The sequence below is a fragment of the Streptomyces erythrochromogenes genome (genome assembly GCF_040684695.1).
GTDB lineage: Bacteria > Actinomycetota > Actinomycetes > Streptomycetales > Streptomycetaceae > Streptomyces > Streptomyces erythrochromogenes_C.
On the sequence record NZ_JBFBGM010000012.1, the window covers coordinates 187,881 to 210,930 of the forward strand.

The window sequence follows — 23,050 nt, forward strand, 5'->3', positions numbered from 1 at the left end:
GCGGTTCATAGGCGTTCGGGTGCGTCCGTGCCGAGCAGGGCCAGGCCGCCGGCCAGCACCGTCCCGGCGGCTTCGGCGAGTGCCAGCCGGGCGCGGTGGGCGGCCGAGGGTTTCTCGTCCCCCTGGGGCAGTACGCGGTACTGGAAGTCGAGCAGCGCGTCGGCCAGCTCGACCAGGTGCCGGGTGAGCCGCTCGGGCGCGCGGTGGTGCGCGGCGGCCTCGAGGACGAGGGGGTGGTCGGCGAGGAGGCGCAGCAGGGCGGGGGCGTCGTCGACCTCGCCCGCTTCCGGGCGGAAGCCCAGCTGCTCGGCGTTGCGCAGGAGGGCACGGCTGCGCGCGTGGGCGTAGCGCACCCGGAAGAACTCGCTCGCCTCGCCCTGTACGAGCAGCTGCGCGTCGGAGAAGGAAGGGGTCTCGCGGGCGGGCGTGGCGAGCATCGCCCAGCAGGCGGCGTCGGCCCCGTAGCGGGCGACGACGTCGCCGTCGCGCCCGGCGACGGGGGCCACGGGGGCAACGGCCGGGGGCGCGGGCTCGGTGGCGTCGCCCTGGACGCTCAGGAGCCGCAGGACACTCCGCCGCACGACGCGCTCGCGCAGCCCGGGGCCGCCCGGCTCGCTCTCGTCGGCGGGAACGACGCGGGCTGCCCGGCCACGGACATCCCGGCCGATCGCGTCGGCTATGACCACGGGCGCGGAGGGGGCGGGCAGCACGAAGTTGAGGAACCCGGCTCCGGTGACCTCGACGCGCTCGATGCCGGGCTCGGCCCCGAGCCGGCGGGCCAGTACGTCGGCCACGTCACGGGGCGGGCGTCCGGCGGCCTTGGCGACCTGGAAGGCGGCGGGGGTGGCATAGTCCCCCACCCCGCCGGGCCGGGTCCGCTCGACGACGACCCGCTCGGGCGCGACCGCACCTGCGAGCTCCCCGTCGGCGACGGCGCGGCGCACGGCGCGTACGACGCAACGGGAGAGGTCTGCGGGGGTCACGGGACCAGCCTAGGCGAGACCCCCGGTCATCCCACGAAGGGTTTCGCCATGTGAACAGCGGCCCGTGCCGGGCTCAGCCCCGCCCTCTCCCGGCGGGAGCCCCTTTCCTCCCGTCGCGCCGGTCCTTGCGCTCGGCGAGCCGGCGCACGACGCGCACGAGCTCGGTGGGCTCGAACGGCTTGGCGAGGAAGGCGTCGACTCCGGCCGCAATCCCGGCCTCGACCTCCTGCTGCGAGCAGGCGCTGACGATGGCGACGGGCACGTCGCGCGTCCGCGGATCGGCCCGCAACTGCGCGGCGGCCCCGAACCCGTCCAGCCGCGGCATGACCACATCAAGGGTGATCACATCGGGACACACCCGGTGCACCACGTCCAGGCACTCGGCACCATCGTTCGCGGTCACGACCTCGAAGCCCTCCAGCTCGAGATTGACCTTGATCAGCTGCCGGATGACCTTGTTGTCGTCGACAACGAGGACCCGGCCAGAGACGCCTGGCACAACTCGAGAGTAGGTCGGCGCGGGCCCCCGCGTCCGGGTTTTTGCCACTTCCACCCCGTGCGGGCGACCCACTCCCCCGTCCCCCGCAAAACGGTTCCTGATCACCCTGCGGAAGCTGGTAGTGTTCAACCCGTCGCCGCACCACAAGCGACACGCCCCCGTAGCTCAGGGGATAGAGCAACGGCCTCCGGAGCCGTGTGCGCAGGTTCGAATCCTGCCGGGGGCACTCCAGCAAAGACAGCGCGATCACGCCGCTGACCAGCTGAAGTGCCAAGCATGAAGGCCCGAACTCAGTCCCACTGAGTCCGGGCCTTTGTCGTTGCTACGCACTGCTCCCGTGTGAGGAGCGTGTGGGCCACGCGTCAGTCGGACGCATCGCTGATCACCCGTCGGGCCCGCTCGTAGAACTGCTCGCGCGTCCCATCCAGCCCAGCGGCATCCGGCCGCCTCGTGAGATTCGACAGCGCCTCAGCAGTGCCGGCCGCCCACTCCCCGTAGGCATCGAAGACGGCGTTGGCCCTCCGCCGGAGCTCCAGGTCTGGCATGACCTCGATGACGGGCAGGGCGTCGTCATGGTGCCGGCGGACGACGGCGGCACACTCGTCGTACAGGAGCGTGGCGGCCAAGGTGTCCGCGGCTTCCGTCGCTTCACCGATCTTCGCCCGGAAGTCCTGGAGCATCTTCGAGATGGTCGTAGAGGTGGCGATCACCTGCTCGCGAATGCGCTGCTCGTGGGCCAGCTTGGCCTCATGGTCGCGCTTCGCGGCCTCCAGGGCGTCGGCGTGCTGTTGCCTCCTCCCCTCGGTCCGTCCGGTGAAGTAGTGGGTGATCCAGGCCGCGGCGGCCGAGCTGATGAGCACGGCTCCGGCAGAGATCGCCGCAGTGACCCACTGGCTGTCCTGCACCACCGTCGTGGTTACGGACCCCGTCGTGGTCGTCGTCTGCCGGCCGCCGCACCCGGATATGACCAACAGGATCCCCAACAGCCCTAACCGGCTCGCCACTTGTCGCATGAGCGCAGATTAGTGTGAGCCATTCCTCGTGGTCACAGGGGTTCTGTCCATCCCATGGCTTTCGCGATCTTCGCGTTGTTCAGCTCCTCGTGGCCGTCGATGCAGCCTTCGTAGCGCCGGTGGATGACCTCGGGCGAGTTGCCGGCACGGCGGGCGACTTCGGCGACCGGGACTCCGGCGTTCAGCCAGTTCGTGATGCAGGTGTGCCGCAGGTCGTACGGCCGCCGCGCGAGCGGCGAGGCGGCCCGATCGGGAGGCAAAGCGAATGCCCGTGCCTCCTGCCAGACCCTCCAGTAGCTGGACGTCCCCAACACGCCGCCTCGCTCGTTGGCGAAGAGCCGGCCGCCCTGAGCCGTGCCGAACTCCTCGATGTGCTCGCGGAGCATCGCCACCAGGATCGGCGGAATGGGCACTGGCCGGTCCGCCTTGGCCTCGCGTGATTTGAGGCCACGCTTGTCGTGGCGCTTCCCGGAGTCGGTCCACCTCTTGCCGGATACCGGCAGCGTCTCGCGGAGTGTGAGCGTGCCCCACCCCTTCTCGGGCAGGTGACAGTCCTGCTCCCTCAGGCCGACCGCTTCCGCCGGCCGCATCGCCGCGTAGAGCTGGCAGGCGAAGAACGCGACGAGTCGCCGCCCGCGGTTGCGGTGGACGGAGCCCACATAGGAGACGGCGGTCAGAAGCTGGCTGCCCTGGACGGCATTGACCAGAACCCTGGGGTCCACCGCGTCGCCGCCCTTGGGACCGGCCCGCTTCACCCCGGCCAGGGGATTGGCCTCCAGGTAGCCCGACTCGATCGCGTACTCCATGGCGGTGTTGAAGCCGCGGCGGCGACGCTTGTAGGTCTCCCCCGCCGCCGGGGTGTCGTCCAGCTTGAAGGAGAGCCGGTACTGGACGTCCCGGAGCACCCGCGGGTCCTGCAGGTCCGAAAGAGGCCGGGAGCGCTGCGAGAGCCACGTACAGGGCTTCACGAGCTCCGGTGGAGGCTCCTCGCCCTTGTGGGCCGGTACGACGGCCCAGCGCACTGCCAGCCGCACCTCTTCCGGGGTGGGCGCCTTGGCGCCGTCGCCCATCATCGCGATGGCCACTGTGGCGAGGCTGTCCGCCAGCCCCTCGCGGGTCTTCGCCGCAGCGGTCCGCCACCGGACCGCCATGTACTCGCGGCTGAACTCCCACCAGGTGGGATCGGGGCGGACGTTCTCTTTGGCGGCGGCTTTCCGGACCTCGGATTCCGGCAAGCCCGAGTCGACGTCGAAAGGCTGCCCTTTCGTCATCGCGTTCCAGAGTTCCGAGCGGCGGCTTTCAGCGAGCGCCACGGTGGCGAACGTCGCGTGCCGAACCTGCCCGGCCACGACCCAGCGCAGCTGATAGGGAGCCGACTTGCTCGAAAGCTTGCTGATCTTCCAGATCCGGACATCCGTGGTCAGGGTGAGTTCTGCCGTGGGGGCCGGGCCCCCGCTCTTGCGGGGGCTCGGCACGTTCACGGTCTTGCGGTTGGTCACGCGGCCTCTTCCAGGGTTGCGATCCAGCGCTCCAGCTCAGAGCGCCGGATTCGCACCGAGCCGTTCGGGAGCTTGATGGCCTTGGGGCCCTTCCTGAGCTGCCGCCAGCGGTAGAACGTGGCCAGAGGTACGCCGATCTCTTCAACGACTTGGGGGATGGTCAACATCTCGTCACGCGGTGCGGCCACTGTTCCTCCACGGGGCAGGTGGTTGAGCTACGGGACGGCGGGGCGCCGCAGAAACCGCAGAATCCGCAGAAATACCGGGATCTGAGGCCTGACCTGCGGCGTTCGGGTGCTGTCGGCATGCGCCGCAGAAACCTCGGGAATCTCCGCAGAAATAGGTGGCAGTCCGTGGGGCGAGGCGAGGCCAGCCGTGGGCGCTGATTTCTGCGGGAGTTCCAAGGCTTTCTGCGGCTGTCGCGCTGCAGGGGCGTTGCCGCTGGCCAGAGTGGGCACCAGCGGGTTTCTGCGGATTCTGCGGTTTGTGCGGCGGGGCACAGGGGGTGCAGCCCCATTGAGGGCTCACGCCTTGGGCTCCCGGACGTTCGGGTGGATGAGGTACCGAGGGGCCGGCGGACGTCCGCGCTTACCGGTCCGGGGCGGGGTGTCGGTGCGGAGGTAGCCGTGCTCCTCCAGCAGCGCGAGGGCAGGCTCCAGCTCGGCGACCGTGGGGAATTCGGAGCGGGACAGCTTGGCGAACAGGTCGCGGCGGGTGATGCTCTCCCACCCGCTGTGCTCCAGAGCCGTCAGCAGGACGCGGGCCCGGGCGAGCGAGGTGTCCGCCCCCATGAGATCGAAGACGGTCAGCGCATGGGCGGTGAAGTAGTCCGCGATCTCGATGGCGGCACGCAGAGTGGCTTCGGTGATGGGCTCGTGATGCCCACCGTCGATGTGGGTGGCGAGGTGGAGGAGTCCGGCGATGCGGGCGGTGGCGCCGACGAGCTTGCCCGCCCACTTGTCGATGTGACCGAGCCTGCCTCCCTTGGCCCTGAGCTGCGGCTCCAGCCGCTCCTCGTACGCGATCAGGGCCCGGTCCGCTTCGGGGGTGAGCTGGACGACGAGGGGGTCGATCCACTCGGCCAGCCGCAAGGTGAGGGCGTACACGTTGCGCTCGTACGTCGCCGCCACGGCGGCTGGCACCTGCTCTGGATTGATCCTCCGGCGTCCGACGAGGGATTCGGGCAGGCAGTACAGGAAGCGGGCCAGCAGGCCGCGGCCGTCGAAGCCGCGGTTCTTGCCGATCTCTTCCAGAACGCTGGGCTGGACGGCCAGGCCCATGGTCAGGGCAGGGGCTTCGATGAACTCCTCGCGGCTCCGGCGGTCCACCCGGAGCCGGTCGCCGGCATGGCCCTTGAGGAAGACCTCCATGTTGGGGATCCCCGAGTAGCGCCCGGCGATGATGTCGAAGATGCCGCCCTCGGCGGACATGACCGCGAGCCTGCCGCCCTGCTCGGCGAGCAGGGTGGTGATGACCTCGGGAGTGGCGTCATCGGCGAGGAGTCGCGGGCTGGCGGGGACGGTCAGCGCTTCGGCGACCTGGGCGAGGCCGATGGCCTCGGCGATCAGGTTGTCTCGCTCCGGGCCGTCCGCCTTGGCCGCTTGGACTGCGGCCTTCTCGGCCGCCTCGCGGGCCATCTTCGCGGTGACCTCCGCCTCCACGATCGTGAGGTGCGCCCCCTCCACGAGGCTTTTCTCCGCCTCGTACAGGGGGCGGGTCATCGCGGCGAAGACCGAGGACTTCCGGTTGGCGGGGCCGAGCGCGACGACCACGAAGAGGTTGGTGGGCTCCCTCCAGCGGCCGCGTACCTGGACCACGGCGCGACCGCCCGAGGCAGCGGACAGGACGGAGAGCGCCAGGGCTCCGGCCATGTCCGGCGGTGTCTGGGTTTCCTCGGCTACGGCCGCGACGTAGTCGGCGAGCCATCCGGGGAGGGCATGTGTGGGAAAGGGCGGGAGCTTGGGCTGAACATTGAGCGGGATGGGCTCCGCCCACGTGCCGGGGATCGTCTCGGCGCCCAGGGCCAGGGCCTCACGCAGGTCGTCGTCCGTGGCGTCCGGGGACATGCCCGCCTGCACGATGCGGGTACCGGCCTCGATGCTGCGGCGGCGGCGCGCCAGCTGGTGGACGATCCCGGCGTAGTACTCGGCATTGGCGGTGCTGGGTACGGCCTGCACCAGGGTGTGGAGGTAGGGCCGTCCGCCGACCTTGCCGAGGACGCCGGCGTGGTCGAGGTGGTGGCCGAGGGTGATGGGGTCCGCGGCCTGGCCTCGACCGTGCAGGTCCAGGATCGCGCGGTGGATCGTCTCGTGGGCCGGGCGGTAGTGGTCAGCGGGGTCCATCGCCGCGGCCACCTGTGCGGTGACCTCGGGGGCCAGCATCAGAGCTCCGACGACGGCCTGTTCGGCCTCCAGGTCGTGCGGCGGGACGCGCTCCAGGCTGCCGGTGGGTGCTGCCCGCAGGGGCAGCACGGAGGCGTACTGCTCCGACTCGGGTTCGGGTGTCATGCTGGTGGTCTCCTGTTTCTGTCGAAGGGACGGAGAACCGGGGCGGTCGCGGTCTTTGGCGAGAGGCGACCGCCCCGGGCACAGCTAGTGGTGCCGCTTCCAGAGGGCGTACTCCTGGCGGACGTAGCCGCGGGGGTCGCGGATGCTGTCCGGGTGGTCCGGGGTGTACGGGCCGTCGGCGTAGCCGCTGGGGCCGAGGCCGGCGGTCTGGTCGATGTCCATCAGGCGGCGGGCCGCTTCGACGGCGAGGGTGGCGGCGTCGCCGCTCACGGGGTCGTCGTCGGTGAGGGCGATCCGGTCCAGGAGCGCGGCCTTGCGGAGCCAGAACTCGCGGACGTGCACGCCGTGCAGGCAGTCCCGGACTCCTCGGGCGGTCCAGCCGATCTCGCTGATGACGCTCGGCGCGGTGGCGTAGGCGGTCTCGGGAGCGGGCCAGCGGCTCGGCTGCTGCTCTGCGGTGACGTACAGGCGGACGTGCTCGCCGTCGCGGGTGGCGTGCCGACGGACCGGCCCAGTCGTGAACGTCTCGGCCAGGGCCTTGGTGATCTCGGGTACCTCGGTCGGGCTGCAGATGACGCGGATCTCGAACATGGATGGCTCCTTCACCCTCGGAAGTTGTTGCGCTTGAAGACGGCCCGGCGGATGTTGACAACCGTCCCGCCGCTGCCGCGGCCGTGGTTGGCGCCGAGGACCTGGGCGGCGATGAAGCCGCCGAAGATGACGGCGGCCAGGGTGACGAGCTGCTGGATGAGTGCGGCGACGGCCGCGATGAAGGTGGTCATGAGCATCAGCCCGCCGCAGGCCGCGGCGAACCCGATCCCGCCGAGGGCGATGTTGATGGCGAGGGGGTTGATGGCCGACCGCTCCGGGACGGGCTCGGGGGCCTTGGTGGGGGCGACGGCGTAGCCCGTGATGATGCGGCCGTCCGGGAGCTGGACGGTCTGGATGTCCGGGACGGCGTGCGGGTGGTGGACGGCCAGCGGAGCGGGCGCGAGGGGGATCGGGTGGTGGGTCTCGTTGGTCTCCCGGCGGGCGGGGGTGTGGTGGTTCACGGCGGTGCCTCCTACTCGGCGATGTCGGTGACCGCGACGGCGGCGGACTTCACGAGGTTGGTGATGGGCTCGTAGGCGCCGGTCCCGGCGGTGAAGAAGCCGAAGAGGAACAGGACCATCGCGGCTCCGGCCCCGGCGGACTTGGACTTGAGGACGAAGAAGGATCCGGCCCCGAAGAGCAGGACCGCGGAGATGGTGAAGGTCATGGCGACTCCAGTCGGTGTGGGGTTCAGCGGGTGCCGTTCCGGTAGGTGCGGGCCCACAGGTTGTAGAGGTGGCGGCCGACGCGGATGCGGATGCCGTGGCCGTCGCAACGGCGGCAGTGCTTGCCGCGCTTGGGCCTGCCCTTGCGGTCGTGGGTGAGGGCGAAGCCGAGCCCGTTGCACTTGCGGCAGCAGCCGAACGGCGAGGCCGCACACAGGCAGGCGTAACTGAGCGTGAAGAGTAGGGCGAAGGCGCTAGCGAGCAGGAAGAGGGTCACAAGAGGCCTCCAGGGCCGGATTCAGCGGTTTCCGCAGGTGGGCCGCTATCTGCTAGCGGCCTGATCAGGTGACATACGGGCCGCTAGCGGGGTCGCTAGCGCTAGCGACGTCCGCTGCTAGCACCAGCGACCCCGTGGGGCTATCCGGCGTCCCGTTTCTTGTTGCGCTCCGTAATCGCCTTGGCGATGTGGGCGCGTTCGATGCCGCGCTTGTTGACGGTCTTGCCGTCGATACGGCGGCCGATCTGGTCGGTGCCGATGCCGTGCGGCTTGAGCGCTGCCGTGAGCTGCTCTGCCTTGGGCTTGGGCTCCATCTCGGCCCACGGCCCGTAGACCTCGGGCCGGTGCTGGGCGAGCCGGTCCACGATGGTCTCGGACCAGATCTTGGTCTCGCCCTTGCCTATGACGGCGGCGATGTCGTCCAGGATCGTGGCGAGCGCGGCATCGGCCGGCGCCTCTCCGGCGGCGTCGCCGGAGAGCGTGCCCTCCGACTGCCGGAGGGCCTGGGCGCGGGTGAGGATGGTCTCCGCGTCGCGGCCGTCGGCCAGGTACGTGCGGACGATCCCAGCGTCGTCGGACATGCCCTTGAGCAGGCCGACTCCCTTGTGGGACTTCAGGAGCCGAGAGGCGTCCAGGCCCTCGCCGTACGATCCGGCACCGAGGATGGTCTCCGAGACCTGGTAGGCGCCGACGCGCAAGGCGAATCGGGCCTGGTGCTGGTCGCGGAGCACGGACGGGCAGGCGGTGTCGTCGGGCTTCTGCGTCGCGGTCATCACCGAGACACCGACGGCCGGTGCGACGCGGGCGAGGAAGACCAGCAGGTCAAGGATGGCCTTCCCGTGGACGGGGTGCATCAGGTACTCCTGCACCTCATCCACCACGAAGAGCACGAGCGGCATGCCGTACTTCTTGTCCCGCGAGATGGTCGGCGTGAGCTTGCCCTCCGGGCAGACGTGCAGGGGGAGTTCGGAGAGCCGGTGGTAGCGGTCCTCCACGTCGGCCTTGAGCTCCTGGAGCGAGTTGACCAGGTGCATGACCGGGTCCACGCCGCTCTGCGGGACGGTGCCGAAGCCGACGCGGTGGGCGACCATCGCGAACTTCCGCCAGTCCGGGGATGCCTTGCCGTCGAACACGTACAGGCGGACGTACGGGTCCAAGGCCGCGGCGAGGGCGATGGTGCGGGCGGAGAATGTCTTGCCCTGCCGGGGGACGGCGCCGACGAGGAGCGAGAGCCACAGCATGCTGATCTCGACCTCGACTCCGCGCTCGTCGCGGCCCCAGGGGAAGGGCTTCCAGAAGTCCACGCGGTCCGCGCCGAGGAGCGGGGTGCGGCCGGTCGGCACGGCGAGCGGGTCGCGGTTGGCCACCCACATGGAAACCCGGCGTGAGCTGGTCGTATCGCGGTCCAGGAACACCTGGGTCTCGGCGACGTCGATGCCTGAGGCGAGTGCGTCGCGCTTCTTGACCGCGTCGGAGAACGTCTTGCCGTACGGAAGGTCCACGACCACGCGCCAGCCGTCGCCGTCCTGCCGGATGGGCTGCGGGAAGGCGATGCCCTGATCCGGCTTGGTGAGGCCAGCGGCGAGGAAGGCCCGGGTCACGATGTCCGAGGTCAGCTTGCGGTGGCGGAACTTCACCTTGGCCGCATCGATCAGCGGCCGGTCCGCCGGCGTGCCCGCCCACCCGAGAGCTCCCGTCAGCGCGATCAGGGCCAGGGTCAGGAGCCAGGCCGGGGCCAGCACCCACATGGCCAGAGCCGCGCCGAGGCCGATCACGCTGGCCAAGGTGGCGATGATGCTGCGCAGCTTCACCCGGGCGTCCCGCTGCCGGGAGAGCTTGAGGTACTCCCCCGCGTCCTCGGTTCGGACTGCGGCGAGGCGGACCGGGAGGCCCTCGGCGTCGGAGACCCAACGGCCGCTCGCACCCACCCAGCGGAAGGCGCCGCGCGGGGCGTAGGCAAGCAGCTTCGCCGAGTACACGGGGGTTCGCACCAGGTGGTAGGCGGTGGTCTGGCCGTAGTGGCCGGCCGCCCACTTGGCGACGGCGACCCGCTGCTTGGCACTGGTCAGCCAGTCCGGGAGCACGGGCCGGCGTGCCTTGTCCTTGGCCTCGATGACCTCGGCGATCGAGGGCGGGAACTCGTGCTTGGGCGGGTCCACCGGATCGCCCTCGGCGACCTCGCCGTTGTGGTCCGGCTGGTCGTCGGGGAGTTCGGCCTCCCACTCCCCCGGCCTGGCCTCGCCCGGGGCCAGCGGCTCGGTCTTGCCCTTCTGTGCGGGGAACGGCAGGACCGACGCCGACCCCGCGGAGTTCTGCGTGCGGTCCGGCTCTTCGGCCGGCTGCTCGATGACGTGGATCTCAGACACGATGGGTCTGCTCCCTCTGTGGAGTTGAGAAGGGGGCCCGGACGGTGCTTTGGACGGCCTTCCGTCCGGGCCCCCGCATGCGGCAGGTCGGTGCAGATCAGAGGCTGATGGCCCAGGCGAGCGCGTCGGCGCCCTCCTCGGCGGTGATGTCGTCGCCCTTGAGGTACGCGCCGTACATCGCGTTGGCCCTGCGGGCTACGTCGGCGGCGGTGGCGCGGGGGCGGTCGCCGTCCCACGCGCCGTACGCGCACAGCTCGAAGGCGGCGTGACGGGCCTTGGACTGCCGAGCCTTGGCGCGGCGCACCTCGCGGCGCCGGCGGTTCAGTTCCTGGCGGCGGGATTCCTCGGCGGTGGTCTGCTGAGCAGTGGTCATGGCTGATCTCCTTGGAGAGGCGGGAGGTTCAGGCGACGCGCTGTTCTTCGGGGTAGGCGCAGGGCACGCACATGCCGAGCGAGGCCGGGATGACGTATCCGGCGTCGGTGGAGCACTGGGGGCAGGTGCGGCGGGCGAGCATCGCCAGAGCGAGCGCTCCCCACTTGCGCGCGGTCATCGGCCGGACGGGTTGGGCCAGGTCGACGCGGTACAGGTACGCCACCAGCGGCTCACGCCGGAACCGGGGCCGCAGAAGCTGCGCGGCGATCGGCTGGCCACCGGGCCGCAGGCCCTCCGCGCGGAGCTGGCGGCGGGTCGCCAGGCCCTCGGGAGCCAGGCGCCACGGGTAGGTCGGTATCCCGAAACGGGTGCCGTCCGGGTCGAAGCACTTGGCGAACGTCAGCGACGTCATCAGGCTGCCTCGGGCTCGGCACGCTCGGCCCTGAGCGCATCACGCAGCGTCCGGCCGTTGGCGGACGACGTACGAACCGCCTTGCGGATCCTCTCCGCGGTCAACTCGACGTCGGACCAGTCGGCCGTGACCGACCGGGCCTCGGCGAGGAGTTCATCCGGCGTGCGAGTCGGTCGGGGCGTTCGGGCCGACTGCGGCACCCGACCGGTCGCCCGGCGCGGAGCGGACTCCGCGGCCGCGACCGCCTTCGCTGGAGCCGACTGGGGAAGCCCGACCGGCTCGGCTACCGGCACCGACTCAATCGGTCCGGCTGACTCGATGGCCGGAACCGGGTCCGCCAACTCCGAAGAGGGCAGTTCGGCGACCGCGGTCGGGGGCTCGGCGGTCGACTCGTGCTGGTCAGACCCCAACCGTTTTACGGTGAACTCAGGCGTTCCATCATGGTTTGCGGGTCCGGTGAACATGGCGGCGAGGGCGGCATCCGCGCCGCTGGTCAGCCGGTCGCGTTGGACGTCCAGGAGCCTGGCACCCAGCGATGCATCGCCCAGTCCGACCCTCCGGGCCAGCCGCCACGATGTGCGGTCGGACCACTTCCTCACCCAACCCGACGGATGGTTCGCGGCACGACCCCGGTGGTAGGCCAGGGCACGCACCGTGGCGGCCGCCTTGGCTTCGGCATCGGCGTCGCGGCCGTCCTGGTGGACCACGATCCGCCGGGCCAGGAACGCCATGCCCTCGGCCGACACGCACATACCCATCGGCGTCACCGCGTAGATCACGGTGCGGCCCGGGTCACCGGCGGCCATCGCGGCCATCACCGACGCGGCGGCGGGCAGTGCCCACAAGCCCACCCGGATGATCCCCGGGGAGGACTGCCCCAGCATCGTCAGCCCGAGCAGGACCAGCGCCAGAACGGCGGTCGCTCCCTCACCGGCCGCGACCGCTCCCATCGCCGTACCTGAGCCGTAGGCGCTCCTGATGTTGCTGAATGTGCCCGCTCCGCCAGCGACGCCAGTGGCCACCATGGGAACGAACGCGGCCGTAAGGACGACCCTCTGCACCTTGGTCAGCGACCTGCGAGTCGTCATCACGCCGCCTCACCGCCGGTGCCGCGACGGCCGGCCCGACGGCCGTTGACCGTCCGCATCTCCGGGACGGTCAACCGCTGTGCGATGCGCCAGCCTCCGCCGCGCTGCTTGGCCCGGTACATCTGCTCATCCGCACGGCGCAGCAGCGTGGAGAGCTCCCCGGCGCCGGTGCGGTAGTAGGCGGCGCCGATGGACGCGTGCACCTCGACCGAGCGTCCGCCGAACGGCACCGGTCGGTCCAGTCGAGCGGTGAGCGCGTGGAGGTTTGCACCCAGCTTGTCGATGCTGCAGCCGGGGATGACAGCGGCGAACTCGTCTCCGCCCAGGCGTCCGGCTACGCCGGCGTGCTCCTCGGCCCACTGGCCAAGGCGCTGCCCGGTCGCGCGGATGACCGCGTCTCCGGCCGCGTGGCCGAGGGTGTCGTTGATCTCCTTGAACCGGTTGAGGTCCAGGACGAGCACGGCGAGCTGCCGCCTCCGGGCGAGGCTCTTACGCGCACGCTCCTCGAACGGATCCCGCGTCCACAGGCCGGTGAGCGGGTCGCGGCGGGCCGTCTCGATCCGGCGCCGCATCCACAGGCTGTGAACGGACCAGCCGGACGCGAGCGGTAAGGCGACGGACAGGGCGGTCAGGGTGTGGCTCATGCCGCTGCCCCCTTGCCGCCCTTGTGCGCCGGACGACGACCGGCGGGCAGCCGCACCAGCGGGGCGATGTTGAACAGTTCCGGAGCGTTGGCCTCGATCACCTGGGCGGCGACCCGGCTCACGCCGTCGGGCAGGTCGGGGAATTCGGCGAGGATGTCGCGGGCCGCGTCCAGGCGGGCCGCGCGCTCTTCCTCGCTCTCCCCGTCCACCCCGAGCCAGAGCTCCAACGGAGTGCCGAGGGCCAGTTCGATGAACTCGTCGACGCTCACGGCCTCCTGGCCGCCGATGTACGTACGCATCGTCGTTCTCCTGAAGTCGAAGGGATGCCGAGGCGGTCGCGGTCTTTGGCGAGAGGCGACCAGCCCCGGGAATGAAGCCCGAATCTCACGGCTCCCCGCACCCCTGCCCGTGGGGCGCGAACGCGCCGTACGGGCAGGAGAGGCAACCGGCCGCAGCGATGGAGAACTGCGGAGGGTGTGAAGGCCTCGCGAAGCAGTACCGGACGTGATGCCGGGCCGCGTCGCGAGGCAGTTCAGAGGTGACGCATGGGGCGCGGCTGGCCGTACCGGTCCAGCACGGGCAGCGCCCACGTAGGTCGTAGAAACACAGCAACCTCCCGACCGGAGGGGCGAGGCTTCACCGGCGCACCGTTGCCACGGCATGCCGGCCCCGAGCCTGAGAGTCGGGTGCGCCATCGTCACTGCTCTGGCGCCAGCAGGGCGGCGCGTACCGGGTGGCACCCCGAGGGGTGTTCTCCAGAGCCAGCACGCGGAAGAAGTGGCCGCCGGCGACGTCCCGTCGCCCTGGGGACGGGGATCACGCCCCGTCTCGTCTCACTTGGCACGCTGTTGAGTTCTCAAGGAACGAGTGCTTCCTTCAGACCCCCTTTCGAGGGCCCTCCGGGCACGGCAAGTAGGGCTCGATCGCGGTTGCCTGCACGGCAATTGCGGCCGATCAGGTCGGGCTTCCGGAGAAGCTCAACTCTGCCTCAGAGTGCACTGTGAGGCAGAGTTACGCAAGTACTTCTCCGCGGAAGAGCAGGGCGAGTCCTAGCTCTCCCTGTGCCACTTGGGCACACTGAGGCAGTGACTGCGAAGAGACATGAGGTGCAGATGGTCGAGTGGACCGGCAAGCCCGCCTATCAGCAGGTGGCCGAGCAGCTGCGGCGGAGGATCGCGGCCGGAGAGTTCGCGGAGTCTCGCAAGCTGCCGTCCCTGGCGGACCTCCAGGCGACGTACGGCGTCACCGTGACCGTGGCGCGCGACGCCATCCGCCAGCTCAAGACGGACGGCCTCGCCGTAAGCCACCAGGGCAAGGGGGCGTTCCTGACCGCCGAAGCCTCCGAGGCCGCCAAGCTGGCCGGCCCCGAGGCCGCCATCGCGGAGCTTCGTGAGCAGGTCGCGCGGCTCCAGGGTGAGGTCACCGACCTCCGCGAGCGGGTTGCGGAGCTGGAGCAGAAGTAGCGCCTGCCCCACACCGCCCCGGGCGTCACCGTCGCGGCGCGCGTCGGAATCACGATCAGCTGCCGTTGCCACAATCTGCCCCCTTCGCTCGGATCGAATGGAGGGCTCCGACCTGCGCCGCTAGGCTGTCGCCGCCCTCTGCATCCTTTGTAGACGAGGCATTTGATGGACCGACAGATCTGCTATGTGGCCGCCCTCGGGCGGCCACATAGGCCGCATGAGGGGGGACGAGTGGGGCAGCGACCGAACGATCTGACACCGCATGCAAGCCCTCAGCACTACCTCGGCGCCGAGATGCGCGCCTGGCGCACGCAGCGGGGCTTATCGCTGGGCAAGCTCAGCCGATCGATCCTGTTCAACACCAGCTACATGGCCCGGGTGGAGCGCGGCGGGCAGGCCGCATCCGCCGATCTGGTCCGGGCGTACGACGACGCGCTCGGCGCGAGCGGCTCGCTCGTCCGGCTCCACGCAACGATCCTCGAAGGGGTCAGCGTTGAGGCCCTCCCCACAGGGGATGTGGCTAATCGAGGGCCCCATGTGGCCAACGGCTCTGTGGCCCTGGCTGGGGAAGCGGAGCCTCAGGCACCGTCGGAGGAGGGGATGTCCATCCCCGTACGTTCCGATGACGGAAGGATCATCTTCGTGTCCCTGTCTCGAAGGGCTCTGATCGGCGCACTCGGCGCTGGTGCCGCGATCGCTGCGACCTCCGACCTTTCAGCAGCAGCGAGCCCCGCCCCACGATCCGATCTCATCGCCTCAGGGGCCGACCCGATCGAGCTGCTCCAGGCAACGCGACGGGTGCTGATCGACAACGACAACCTGTTCGGTCCCCATCGGGTGATACCGACGGTCCAGCAGCAGATCGCCGCCATCAAGGAACTCCGCGCGGATCGCCGCGGCACCGATCGCAGGCAGCTGCTCCAGCTGCAGACCCAGTACTCCGAGCTGTGCGGCTGGCTCTACCAGGACCTCGGGGACTTCCGCGCCGCCCAGCACTGGATGCGAGAGGCCCTGGAGGCCTCCCACATGGCGGGCGACGACGAACTGACCACGTACATCCTGGCGCGCCGCAGCCAGCTGGCTGGCGACATGAAGGATCCGATCGAGGCCGTCGACGTCGCCGAGGCCGCGGAGGGCCGCGCGGCGCCGAGGAGTCGCCTCGCTGCGGTGGCCGCTACGTACGGGGCCCACGGTCACGCTCTGCGGAAAGACCCGCTCATGGCGCAGCGGGCGTACGAACACGCACGGGAGCTGCACGCCACGATGGATCCGGATCCCTCCTCGCCGTGGGGTGTCTGGCTCGACGGCGCGTACATAGACGTGCAGCGAGCACACAGCCTCGCCGCCCTCGGGGACCACCACGGAGCAGCTGCAGGCTTCCGGAACGCCATCAGCCGACTGCCCGCCGGCTTCCACCGAGACCGCGGGGTCTACCTGGGGCGCGAGGCCGTCTCACTGGCCCACGCGGGCGAAGCCGAACAGGCCGCCTCCATCGGGCTGCAGGCCCTGGCCATCGCGAAGGAGACCGGGTCCGACCGCATCTCGCGCGAGTTGGCCCAGCTCGATGGCGCCCTTGATCAATGGCGTACGGTCCCTGGCGTGAACGATTTCAAGGACGCTCTGACCGAGGCAGTACTGCGCCAGGCCTGAACAGGCTCCCTCCGCCCTGACCAGCATATGAAGGAGACCCAATGCCCCGCCCGTACGTCCTCCTGAGCGTGGCCACGTCCGTGGACGGCTACATCGACGACACCAGCACCGAACGTCTGCTGCTGAGCAACAGCGAGGACTTCGACCGGGTGGACCAGGTGCGCGCCGAGTCCGACGCCATCCTGATCGGCGCCGGCACGATGCGGTCCGACAACCCCCGGCTCCTGGTGAACAGCGAGGAGCGGCGCGCGGCACGGGTCGCCTCGGGCAAGCCCGCGTACCCCTTGAAGGTCACCATCTCCGCGAGCGGAGACCTGGAGGCCGACCTGAAGTTCTGGCACCACGGCGGGGAGAAGCTCGCCTACACCACGGACGCGGGCGAGGAGAAGCTCCGCGAGCGGCTCGCCGGCCTGGCGGACGTCGTCTCCACAGGCCCGGCCATCGACTTCGGCGCCCTGCTGGACGACCTCGGAGCCCGCGGCATAGAGCGGCTGATGGTGGAGGGCGGCGGCCAGATCCACACCGCTTTCCTCTCCCAGGGTCTGGCGGACGAGATTCACCTCGCCATCGCCCCCCTGGTCGTCGGCGACCCGGGCGCCCCCCGCTTCCTGAACCCCGCCACCTACCCCGGAGGCTCCACCCGCCGGATGCACCTCGCCGAGGCCAGCACGATCGGCGACGTGGTCCTTCTCCGCTACCTGCCGAAGCAGGAGGGCTCCGCATGACGCACGCCGACGATGTGACCTGGATGGAGCGGGCCATCGAACTCTCCCGCAAGTGCCCGCCGGCCGAGGGCGCCTTCTCCGTCGGCGCCATCATCGTCGGCGCCGACGGCACGGAGCTTGCCAACGGCTACTCCCGTGAGACGGACGCCCACGTCCACGCCGAGGAATCAGCCCTGGCCAAACTCCCGGCGGACGACCCCCGCCTGGCCGGCGCCACGCTCTACAGCACGCTAGAACCCTGCTCCGAACGCAAGTCCCGCCCCCTGACCTGCACCCAGCTCATCCTCCGCTCCCCCATCCGCCGGGTGGTCATCGCCTGGCGCGAGCCAAGCCTCCTGGTGGCCGACTGCGTAGGCGTGGAGACCCTCCGAGCTGCGGGCGCCGAAATCGTGGAACTACCTGATCTAGCTGAGGCCGCCCGTGAGGCCAACACGCACCTCCTGCGTTAGGCCCGAGTCCCTCGCAACAAGAAGTCACGAGGCGTACCTGCGGCTCCATAGGGCCGCCCGACGGTAGACGAAGGATGCGGCTGACGCCGAGGTCTGAAGGCGTTCCCGTCCTTCCTACCCAGCGGAGCACCGAAGGAAGGTCTTCGGCAGAGCTGAGCAGGAGATCGGACTCCCGCTGCGGGCGCTCCCCTGGCATAACCGCACTTGATGCACTTGCTCGGGCTAAAGGCGTCCGACAGAGGCTCGCAGGGCGCTCGTCGTTCCCTGGAACACCTCCCGAACCGTCCTCTGCCAGCGGCACTTCCCAAGAACCCGCCCCGCGGCTGCCTGATCAGCCCTAAGCTGGTCGAGTGCTGAAGAAATTGACCCTCTCCCATTTCAAAGGGTTCTCCAGGTTTGACATCCAGTTCGGCAAGCAGTCAGTACTTGTCGGCCCCAACAATGCCGGCAAAAGTACCATCATTTCCGCATTGCGGCTTGCGGCCGAACAGGTCAATCACGCACGGAAGCGAAACAGCGCCGATCGGTTCATCCTGGATGGGAGCGCATGGGCGCGCGGCCATATCCTCTCCAGCACCATCGGAAATCCTTCCGGATTCATCGGCGAGAATATCCGACACGAATTCCGCGAAGCAGAAAGTCGGATGACACTATCATTCGATTCAGGTGCAACCCTGCAATCAGTCTGGCCGGTGGATGATCTCCCCTTCTTCTGCTTGCAGAACAAAGATTCCTCATTCGTCACGACCGCACTGGCCGCTCGATCCGTTAGTCCCGTGATCGGCGTCGTACCCACTTTGACACCAGTACAGCATCGCGAGGCCGTGCTGACGGAGCGGCACGTCCGCGATAATCAGTCAACACGTCTCGCAAGCTCCCACTTCAGGAATCAGCTTTACCACCTCAGGAACTCGGATCGCAGCTCCTACGATGACCTCGTAGAGTTCATCCTGGATAACACTCCAGAAATTCAAGCCCTTAGTTTGACCGCCAGTCCTGGAGATAAGTCAACCGAACTTGATTTGTTCTTCACTGAATCCGCGACACGATCAGAGAAGGAAGTCTTCTGGGCGGGCGACGGACTCCAGATTTGGCTTCAGGTCCTCACGCAGCTCTTTAAGCATAGAGCCGCCAAAACGATCGTCCTCGACGAGCCGGATGTGTTCTTGCACCCCGACCTTCAGAGGCGCCTCATCAATGTGCTTGAGGATCAGCCGCAACAATGGATCATGGCGACTCATGCGCCTGAGGTCCTGGCCGAGTCACGACGGGACTCAGTGATCTGGGTTGACCGCACCAGAACGAGAGCCAAGTCGTTGCGGGATTCAAAATCGTTCGATCAGGCAAGTCAGCAACTGGGGTCTGGTTTCAACCTAGGTGTGGCGCGTGCACTACGCTCAAAGGTTGCCTTGTTCGTCGAGGGCCAGGACATGAAAGCCCTCCGGATCGTCGCACGCAAAGTGGGTGCCGCGAAACTCTCCGGCGAAAAAGGTGTCGCCGTCATCCCCCTTGGGGGCTTTGACAACTGGACTCATGTCGGCGCATTCTCCTGGTTGAATGACAACCTGCTGGATAAGGCAGTATCAACGTACGTGATTCTAGATCGGGACAATCGAACCGATCAGCAAGTCTTCGACGTGCATAACGAACTGTCATCTGCCGGGATTCGCGGGCACGTGTGGAAAAGGAAGGAACTGGAGAGCTACTTCCTAATCCCAGCTGTCATTTCCCGAATTTCTGGTGCGGATCTCACATCCGTTGAGCAAATGCTCGCCGACGTTGTAGCTGAGCAGAAAGTTGATACCCAGGCCCAATACGTCCACCGCAGGCAGACAACGATGGTCTCGGCCACGGTACATCTAATGGATGTTTACCGGACTGTCCTCCCCGAATTTGAAAGCATCTGGGCCGACCCGTCCCAGCGCATAGCCATGTGCCCACCCAAGAAGGTACTAGCGAGCCTGAACAGGAAACTGTCAGCTTCGGGCCATAAAAATGTCTCCGTACGCGCCATAGCCAGCACTATGCGCGCAGACGAGGTCGTACCCGAAGTAAGGGACCTACTGTTGGAAATCGAGTCGACGATCGCAGGGTCCTAGGCGACGTCCCCTGAAGCGGGCATGGTCGGAGGCTGGTCCTTACCTGGCAAGCCGCCATGGCGAGTCCCTCAAACCCGACCTCCCCGGTTTGCGGCGCTGAGCAGCTAGTTCCTAAGGGCGAGACCTGGCTGCGGTCGTGTGACCAGCGTGTGAAAACGCAATGACGCAGAGCCGCACGCCAGGTTCGTGCAGGTCAGCGAGGTGTCAAGGTCTGTCAACGGATGCCCTCCGGAGCCGTGTGCGCAGGTTCGAATCCTGCCGGGGGCACTTCGCAGGAAGTGCCCAAAGACCCCGCCATCAGCGAGAACGCTGAAGCCGGGGTCTTCGCGTATGTGCAGGCGGATGCCGTCCGGAGCGACCGTACTTCGAGGTCTATGGACGAGGCGTGGACGGGATCTTGGAGCGTTCCCGCAGGTGACCACCCCAAAAATCGAGCAGACTGCTGCACGAGCAGTTCCATGGACGGGTTGGGGGATCTCGTGGACGTGACCACGCTTGCCGTCGCGCTGATTAGCGTCGGGGAACGCTGGGCGGGACTCTGGGCGGAGCGGTGCTCAGCCAGCACGCCAGTCGTGACCAGGCCGCGGAGCAGAACCAGCGCACCGACCGTGAACGGGCACAGGAGCGCACTGATCAAGCACTGCAAGCCAAGCGCGATCTCTATACCCAGCTGAACAGGGCGCTCGGCGTCGGGTACTCAGTCGTCAAGCAGCTGCCGATCAGCTCCGATCTTGACGGGGCATACGAGCGCGCAAAGACATGGTTCAGCCGCCTGCTGTCCGACTCCGGAGCCGGCTATCCATGGACAGATGAACTACCAAGCGGGCGCCACGCAGCCATGACCAGCGCCGATGCCAGAGACGCATGCGCCCTCCTGAGGAGTTGGCCAGGTAGGCCGCGGTGCCACACAGAAAGCCATACAAAAAGCAACGAACAAGGCTATCATCTCAGTGATCATGAGACAGGCCGCGCAGGTCTGCTCAAACGGGGGAACGCTGCACGGACCAGGGCGGACTTTCGTCGACCTCGTTAGAGGAAGGGCGCCGACGTTGACCGTCCACCAACTGCCGTTCCCTAGCCGGTTGGTGTACCGGCCTGGCGAATTCACGCGGCATCGCGCGAGCCATCGTGGATGGTACTGGACTCCCCCCGTTGATACTTCCGTGCCGCTGCCGCTTTCGCCGCTCGTAGCCAGTCGAACAGGAACGCCGTGAACACCAACCCCCAGCAGCCGGGCATACCCACCCAGGTCCGCCAGACCGAGCGCGCCTTCGACGAGACGTACACCGACCTCATCGACATGAGTGACTTCGGCAATCGGCCACCGGAGCAGACCAAGCCCGCCTTCCGCTCCCGCGCCCTGGCGGCGCACGCCGTGCGGATCATGACGGGGTGGACCCGGGAGCAAGCAGCTGACTGCGTCATCGACGGCGGCCAGGACCAGGGGATCGACGCGATCGCCATCGACGAGGCGACCTCACACATATACCTCGTGCAGGCAAAGTGGAGCCCGGAGGGGACGGCCAAGGCGGACGAGACCGCGGTGCACAAGCTCTTCGCGGGACTGACCCTCATCGACTCGGGAGAGGCAGCCCAGTTCAACCCTCGCGGTCAGATTCTCGCCAAGCGAGCACACGAACTGATCGGCGAGAAGAGCACCCGCATCACCCAAGTGATCGCCCTCATGGGGACCAAGCCGCCTTCCCCGGGCGTGCAGCAGGTCATCAGAAACGGCGAGGCGGAATTTAACTCCCTTGGCGACTACGTCGATCACCACTTCCTGCATGCTCCACAGATTCACGCGTTGGTCCGGAAGGATCAGCGAAGCGAACCTGTCACGCTGGAAGCGACGCTCAGCCCTTGGTTCAGCGTGACCTCGCCCTACCCTTCCTACGAGGGCGTCATGCAAGGCGAAGAGGTCGCAAGCTGGGCCGAGCACGGCAATGAGCTGTTCGCCCGCAACATCCGCAACCCTCTGGGGCTGACCCCCATCAACAAGGAATTGGTGGACACTCTCACCGGCGAGCCCTCCCTATTCTGGTACTTCAACAACGGAGTCACGGTTCTGTGCGACTCCGTGGAACCGGTGTTTGGGTCTCAGAAGGTCCCCGAACGCTATCCCGTCCGCCTCACCGCCCACGGCGCCAGCGTGGTGAACGGCGCGCAGACTGTACGCTCCGTCATCGAGGCCAGCCAGCATTCCGAGGACGCCGAACTCGCCCAGATCACCGTCCGTTTCATCGTCACCGGCGGGGACACCGAGTTCGCCAACCGCACCACCCAGGCCACCAACCGGCAGAACCACATCACCGACCGTGACCGCATCGCCCTTGACCCCGTCCAGGCGGTGCTCATCGAAGAATTCCGTGCCGAGCTCGGCCTTGTGTACAGCGTGCGGCGCAGCGAACTCGAACCGCAGGACGACGAGGGCTGCTCCGTCGTGGAAGCGGCCTGCGCGCTCGCCTGCGCCCACAGCGGCAGCCGGTTCGCAGCCCGGCTCGTCGCCTCTGGTTCCACCGACGTGCTGTGGGAACGGGGCAGCAGCGGTGTCTACGACCCCCTCTTCCGCTCCGTGCCCAGCGTGTACGAAACCTGGAACGCCGTTAACGTCCTCCGGGCGGTGCGTACGGCCCTGCGTACGGAACGCGAACAGTACGAGGGGCGCGCGGCTGCCGTCATCGACGACGGTACGTTCTTCATCACCCACCTGGTGTTCCAGCACCTACTGGCCCAGGACGCCGGCATGGGTGAGCCGGACCAGTCGCTCGCGTGGGCCGCCACGGCCAAGGAGCAGGTGCCCGAGCTGGTCAAGCGCATCGTTCCGGTACTTGTGCAGGTCCTGGACGACGAGGTGGGGACCCGAACGAGTCTCCAGCGCGTGTGTGCCGACCCTCGGCAGGCCGCCGACCTCGTGACCGCGGTCCTGACAGCCCTTGAAGGCGGTGACACCGAGGACGCCGCCGCGAAGTACCGGCGCCAGGAGAACAAACCGCGCAAGCGCCGCAGGCCCAACGCGGTACATGTCATCGTCGACCGCGGTGCCCTGGAGGAAGGGGCGCCTCTGCACCTGGCCCTGTACCTGCAGCCCGAGAAGGACGCGCTGACCGCATGGCTCGCCGCCAATCCGCGCCGAGCACTCGCGAAGTGGACGAACACCAGCCGGACACGTCCCATCGTCTGGGCCGCCGATGGCGTCGCGTACTCACCCAGCGGTCTCATCGCGCGGATGTGGGCGCTGGCCGAATGGGAAGGTCGCCCCGTCGCGAACCAGGGCACCGCCCGCTGGGCCACCCAGGACGGAGAAACGCTCGCCATCCTTGCCCGGCGACTCCTCGACGGTATGGAGGAAGAGAAGGACGTCGACTAGCGGCCGAGCAGGTCGGGGATTCTCCGACCGTAGCGCGGACCCCTCGTTTGTGGTTACGGCGAGCGCCTCCGACAGCACCGTGCCGTTTGACGCGACGCTGTGGAACCGTGGACTACCCGTGGACGGATTACGTCCGCCCGATCGCGAACGCGCCTCGGACCTGCTGCTTTGTCTGAGCGTCAAGCGCCCTCCGCAGCCGTGTGTGCAGGTTCGAATCCTGCCGGGGGCACTTCGCAGGGGTCAGTGAGAACTGCCGCTGACCAGCGCAAGTGCCAAAGAGAAAGCCCCGGACTCAGTTCCACTGAGTCCGGGGCTTTCTCTCTTTCTCTCGCCGTCTTCGCGGGAGTGGCGCGTGAGTCTCGCCGCGCTGGTCTTCGAGC

22 protein-coding genes and 1 tRNA gene are annotated in these 23,050 nt (G+C 68.4%); 7 read left to right on the forward strand and 16 right to left on the reverse strand.

From position 1 onward, the window contains the following. Nucleotides 1-5 precede the first annotated feature (5 nt). Nucleotides 6-983 (reverse strand): ArgS-related anticodon-binding protein NrtL, encoded by a 978-nt coding sequence (gene nrtL, locus AB0O53_RS19860; RefSeq protein WP_365197026.1) that lies wholly within the window; start codon nucleotides 981-983, stop codon nucleotides 6-8. 73 nt (nucleotides 984-1,056) lie between these two features. Beyond that, nucleotides 1,057-1,554 carry a response regulator gene (locus AB0O53_RS19865; RefSeq protein ID WP_350988410.1) on the reverse strand — a complete coding sequence of 166 codons (498 nt, stop codon included), beginning with the start codon at nucleotides 1,552-1,554 and terminating at the stop codon, nucleotides 1,057-1,059. Between the two features lie 82 nt (nucleotides 1,555-1,636). Here AB0O53_RS19865 and AB0O53_RS19870 point away from each other — a divergent pair. Continuing rightward, nucleotides 1,637-1,708, forward strand: a tRNA-Arg gene (locus AB0O53_RS19870). Between the two features lie 136 nt (nucleotides 1,709-1,844). On the opposite strand, the gene AB0O53_RS19875 is transcribed toward AB0O53_RS19870, so the two are convergent. The 14 genes from AB0O53_RS19875 to AB0O53_RS19940 all read right to left on the reverse strand — a co-directional run bounded on the left by AB0O53_RS19875 (nucleotide 1,845) and on the right by AB0O53_RS19940 (nucleotide 13,216). Next, the gene (locus tag AB0O53_RS19875) at nucleotides 1,845-2,495 is read right to left on the reverse strand and encodes a hypothetical protein (protein ID WP_365197029.1); all 651 of its coding nucleotides are present in this window, start codon (nucleotides 2,493-2,495) and stop codon (nucleotides 1,845-1,847) included. Between the two features lie 32 nt (nucleotides 2,496-2,527). Further along, nucleotides 2,528-3,994, reverse strand: a complete 1,467-nt coding sequence (locus AB0O53_RS19880) for a tyrosine-type recombinase/integrase (protein ID WP_435886662.1) — start codon at nucleotides 3,992-3,994, stop codon at nucleotides 2,528-2,530. Beyond that, nucleotides 3,991-4,182 carry a helix-turn-helix transcriptional regulator gene (locus AB0O53_RS19885; RefSeq protein ID WP_078892742.1) on the reverse strand — a complete coding sequence of 64 codons (192 nt, stop codon included), beginning with the start codon at nucleotides 4,180-4,182 and terminating at the stop codon, nucleotides 3,991-3,993. Before AB0O53_RS19885 ends, AB0O53_RS19880 begins: the two co-directional genes overlap by 4 nt. A gap of 336 nt (nucleotides 4,183-4,518) precedes the next feature. Then, a complete protein-coding gene (locus AB0O53_RS19890) occupies nucleotides 4,519-6,501 on the reverse strand; it encodes a DUF3987 domain-containing protein (protein WP_365197032.1) in 1,983 nt (660 codons plus the stop codon). An 84-nt stretch (nucleotides 6,502-6,585) separates the two neighbouring features. Beyond that, nucleotides 6,586-7,092: a hypothetical protein gene (locus AB0O53_RS19895; RefSeq protein WP_365197035.1), complete on the reverse strand. Its 507-nt coding sequence runs from the start codon at nucleotides 7,090-7,092 to the stop codon at nucleotides 6,586-6,588. A gap of 11 nt (nucleotides 7,093-7,103) precedes the next feature. Beyond that, nucleotides 7,104-7,553 (reverse strand): hypothetical protein, encoded by a 450-nt coding sequence (locus AB0O53_RS19900; protein WP_365197038.1) that lies wholly within the window; start codon nucleotides 7,551-7,553, stop codon nucleotides 7,104-7,106. Nucleotides 7,554-7,564: 11 nt separating this feature from the next. Beyond that, nucleotides 7,565-7,759, reverse strand: a complete 195-nt coding sequence (locus AB0O53_RS19905; protein ID WP_030768821.1) for a hypothetical protein — start codon at nucleotides 7,757-7,759, stop codon at nucleotides 7,565-7,567. Between the two features lie 23 nt (nucleotides 7,760-7,782). Continuing rightward, nucleotides 7,783-8,034: a hypothetical protein gene (locus tag AB0O53_RS19910; RefSeq protein WP_365197041.1), complete on the reverse strand. Its 252-nt coding sequence runs from the start codon at nucleotides 8,032-8,034 to the stop codon at nucleotides 7,783-7,785. Nucleotides 8,035-8,174: 140 nt separating this feature from the next. Then, nucleotides 8,175-10,400 carry a cell division protein FtsK gene (locus AB0O53_RS19915; protein ID WP_365197044.1) on the reverse strand — a complete coding sequence of 742 codons (2,226 nt, stop codon included), beginning with the start codon at nucleotides 10,398-10,400 and terminating at the stop codon, nucleotides 8,175-8,177. 97 nt (nucleotides 10,401-10,497) lie between these two features. After that, on the reverse strand, nucleotides 10,498-10,773 hold the full coding sequence (locus AB0O53_RS19920; protein ID WP_365197047.1) for a hypothetical protein: 276 nt from the start codon (nucleotides 10,771-10,773) through the stop codon (nucleotides 10,498-10,500). Nucleotides 10,774-10,801: 28 nt separating this feature from the next. Continuing rightward, nucleotides 10,802-11,185 carry an RRQRL motif-containing zinc-binding protein gene (locus AB0O53_RS19925; RefSeq protein ID WP_365197050.1) on the reverse strand — a complete coding sequence of 128 codons (384 nt, stop codon included), beginning with the start codon at nucleotides 11,183-11,185 and terminating at the stop codon, nucleotides 10,802-10,804. Then, on the reverse strand, nucleotides 11,185-12,273 hold the full coding sequence (locus AB0O53_RS19930; protein ID WP_365197054.1) for a conjugal transfer protein: 1,089 nt from the start codon (nucleotides 12,271-12,273) through the stop codon (nucleotides 11,185-11,187). Before AB0O53_RS19930 ends, AB0O53_RS19925 begins: the two co-directional genes overlap by 1 nt. Continuing rightward, nucleotides 12,273-12,917 (reverse strand): GGDEF domain-containing protein, encoded by a 645-nt coding sequence (locus AB0O53_RS19935; RefSeq protein ID WP_365197057.1) that lies wholly within the window; start codon nucleotides 12,915-12,917, stop codon nucleotides 12,273-12,275. Before AB0O53_RS19935 ends, AB0O53_RS19930 begins: the two co-directional genes overlap by 1 nt. After that, complete coding sequence (locus AB0O53_RS19940) at nucleotides 12,914-13,216, reverse strand: hypothetical protein (RefSeq protein WP_365197060.1); 303 nt, start codon at nucleotides 13,214-13,216, stop codon at nucleotides 12,914-12,916. Before AB0O53_RS19940 ends, AB0O53_RS19935 begins: the two co-directional genes overlap by 4 nt. Before the next feature lie 786 nt (nucleotides 13,217-14,002). On the opposite strand from AB0O53_RS19940, the gene AB0O53_RS19945 reads away from it, so the two are divergent. The 6 genes from AB0O53_RS19945 (at nucleotide 14,003) to AB0O53_RS19970 (ending at nucleotide 22,670) form a co-directional block, all read left to right on the forward strand. Next, complete coding sequence (locus tag AB0O53_RS19945) at nucleotides 14,003-14,380, forward strand: winged helix-turn-helix domain-containing protein (protein ID WP_158754300.1); 378 nt, start codon at nucleotides 14,003-14,005, stop codon at nucleotides 14,378-14,380. Nucleotides 14,381-14,611: 231 nt separating this feature from the next. Beyond that, complete coding sequence (locus tag AB0O53_RS19950) at nucleotides 14,612-16,030, forward strand: helix-turn-helix domain-containing protein (RefSeq protein WP_365197063.1); 1,419 nt, start codon at nucleotides 14,612-14,614, stop codon at nucleotides 16,028-16,030. Between the two features lie 41 nt (nucleotides 16,031-16,071). Further along, nucleotides 16,072-16,755, forward strand: coding sequence for a RibD family protein (locus AB0O53_RS19955; RefSeq protein ID WP_365197065.1), 684 nt, complete (start codon nucleotides 16,072-16,074; stop codon nucleotides 16,753-16,755). Beyond that, entirely contained in the window at nucleotides 16,752-17,204 is a 453-nt protein-coding gene (locus tag AB0O53_RS19960; RefSeq protein WP_365197067.1) for a cytidine/deoxycytidylate deaminase family protein, read from the forward strand. Before AB0O53_RS19955 ends, AB0O53_RS19960 begins: the two co-directional genes overlap by 4 nt. 350 nt (nucleotides 17,205-17,554) lie before the next feature. Then, the gene (locus tag AB0O53_RS19965; protein WP_365197070.1) at nucleotides 17,555-19,303 is read left to right on the forward strand and encodes an ATP-dependent nuclease; all 1,749 of its coding nucleotides are present in this window, start codon (nucleotides 17,555-17,557) and stop codon (nucleotides 19,301-19,303) included. Between the two features lie 1,210 nt (nucleotides 19,304-20,513). Further along, on the forward strand, nucleotides 20,514-22,670 hold the full coding sequence (locus AB0O53_RS19970; RefSeq protein ID WP_350987900.1) for an AIPR family protein: 2,157 nt from the start codon (nucleotides 20,514-20,516) through the stop codon (nucleotides 22,668-22,670). Nucleotides 22,671-23,050 lie beyond the last annotated feature (380 nt).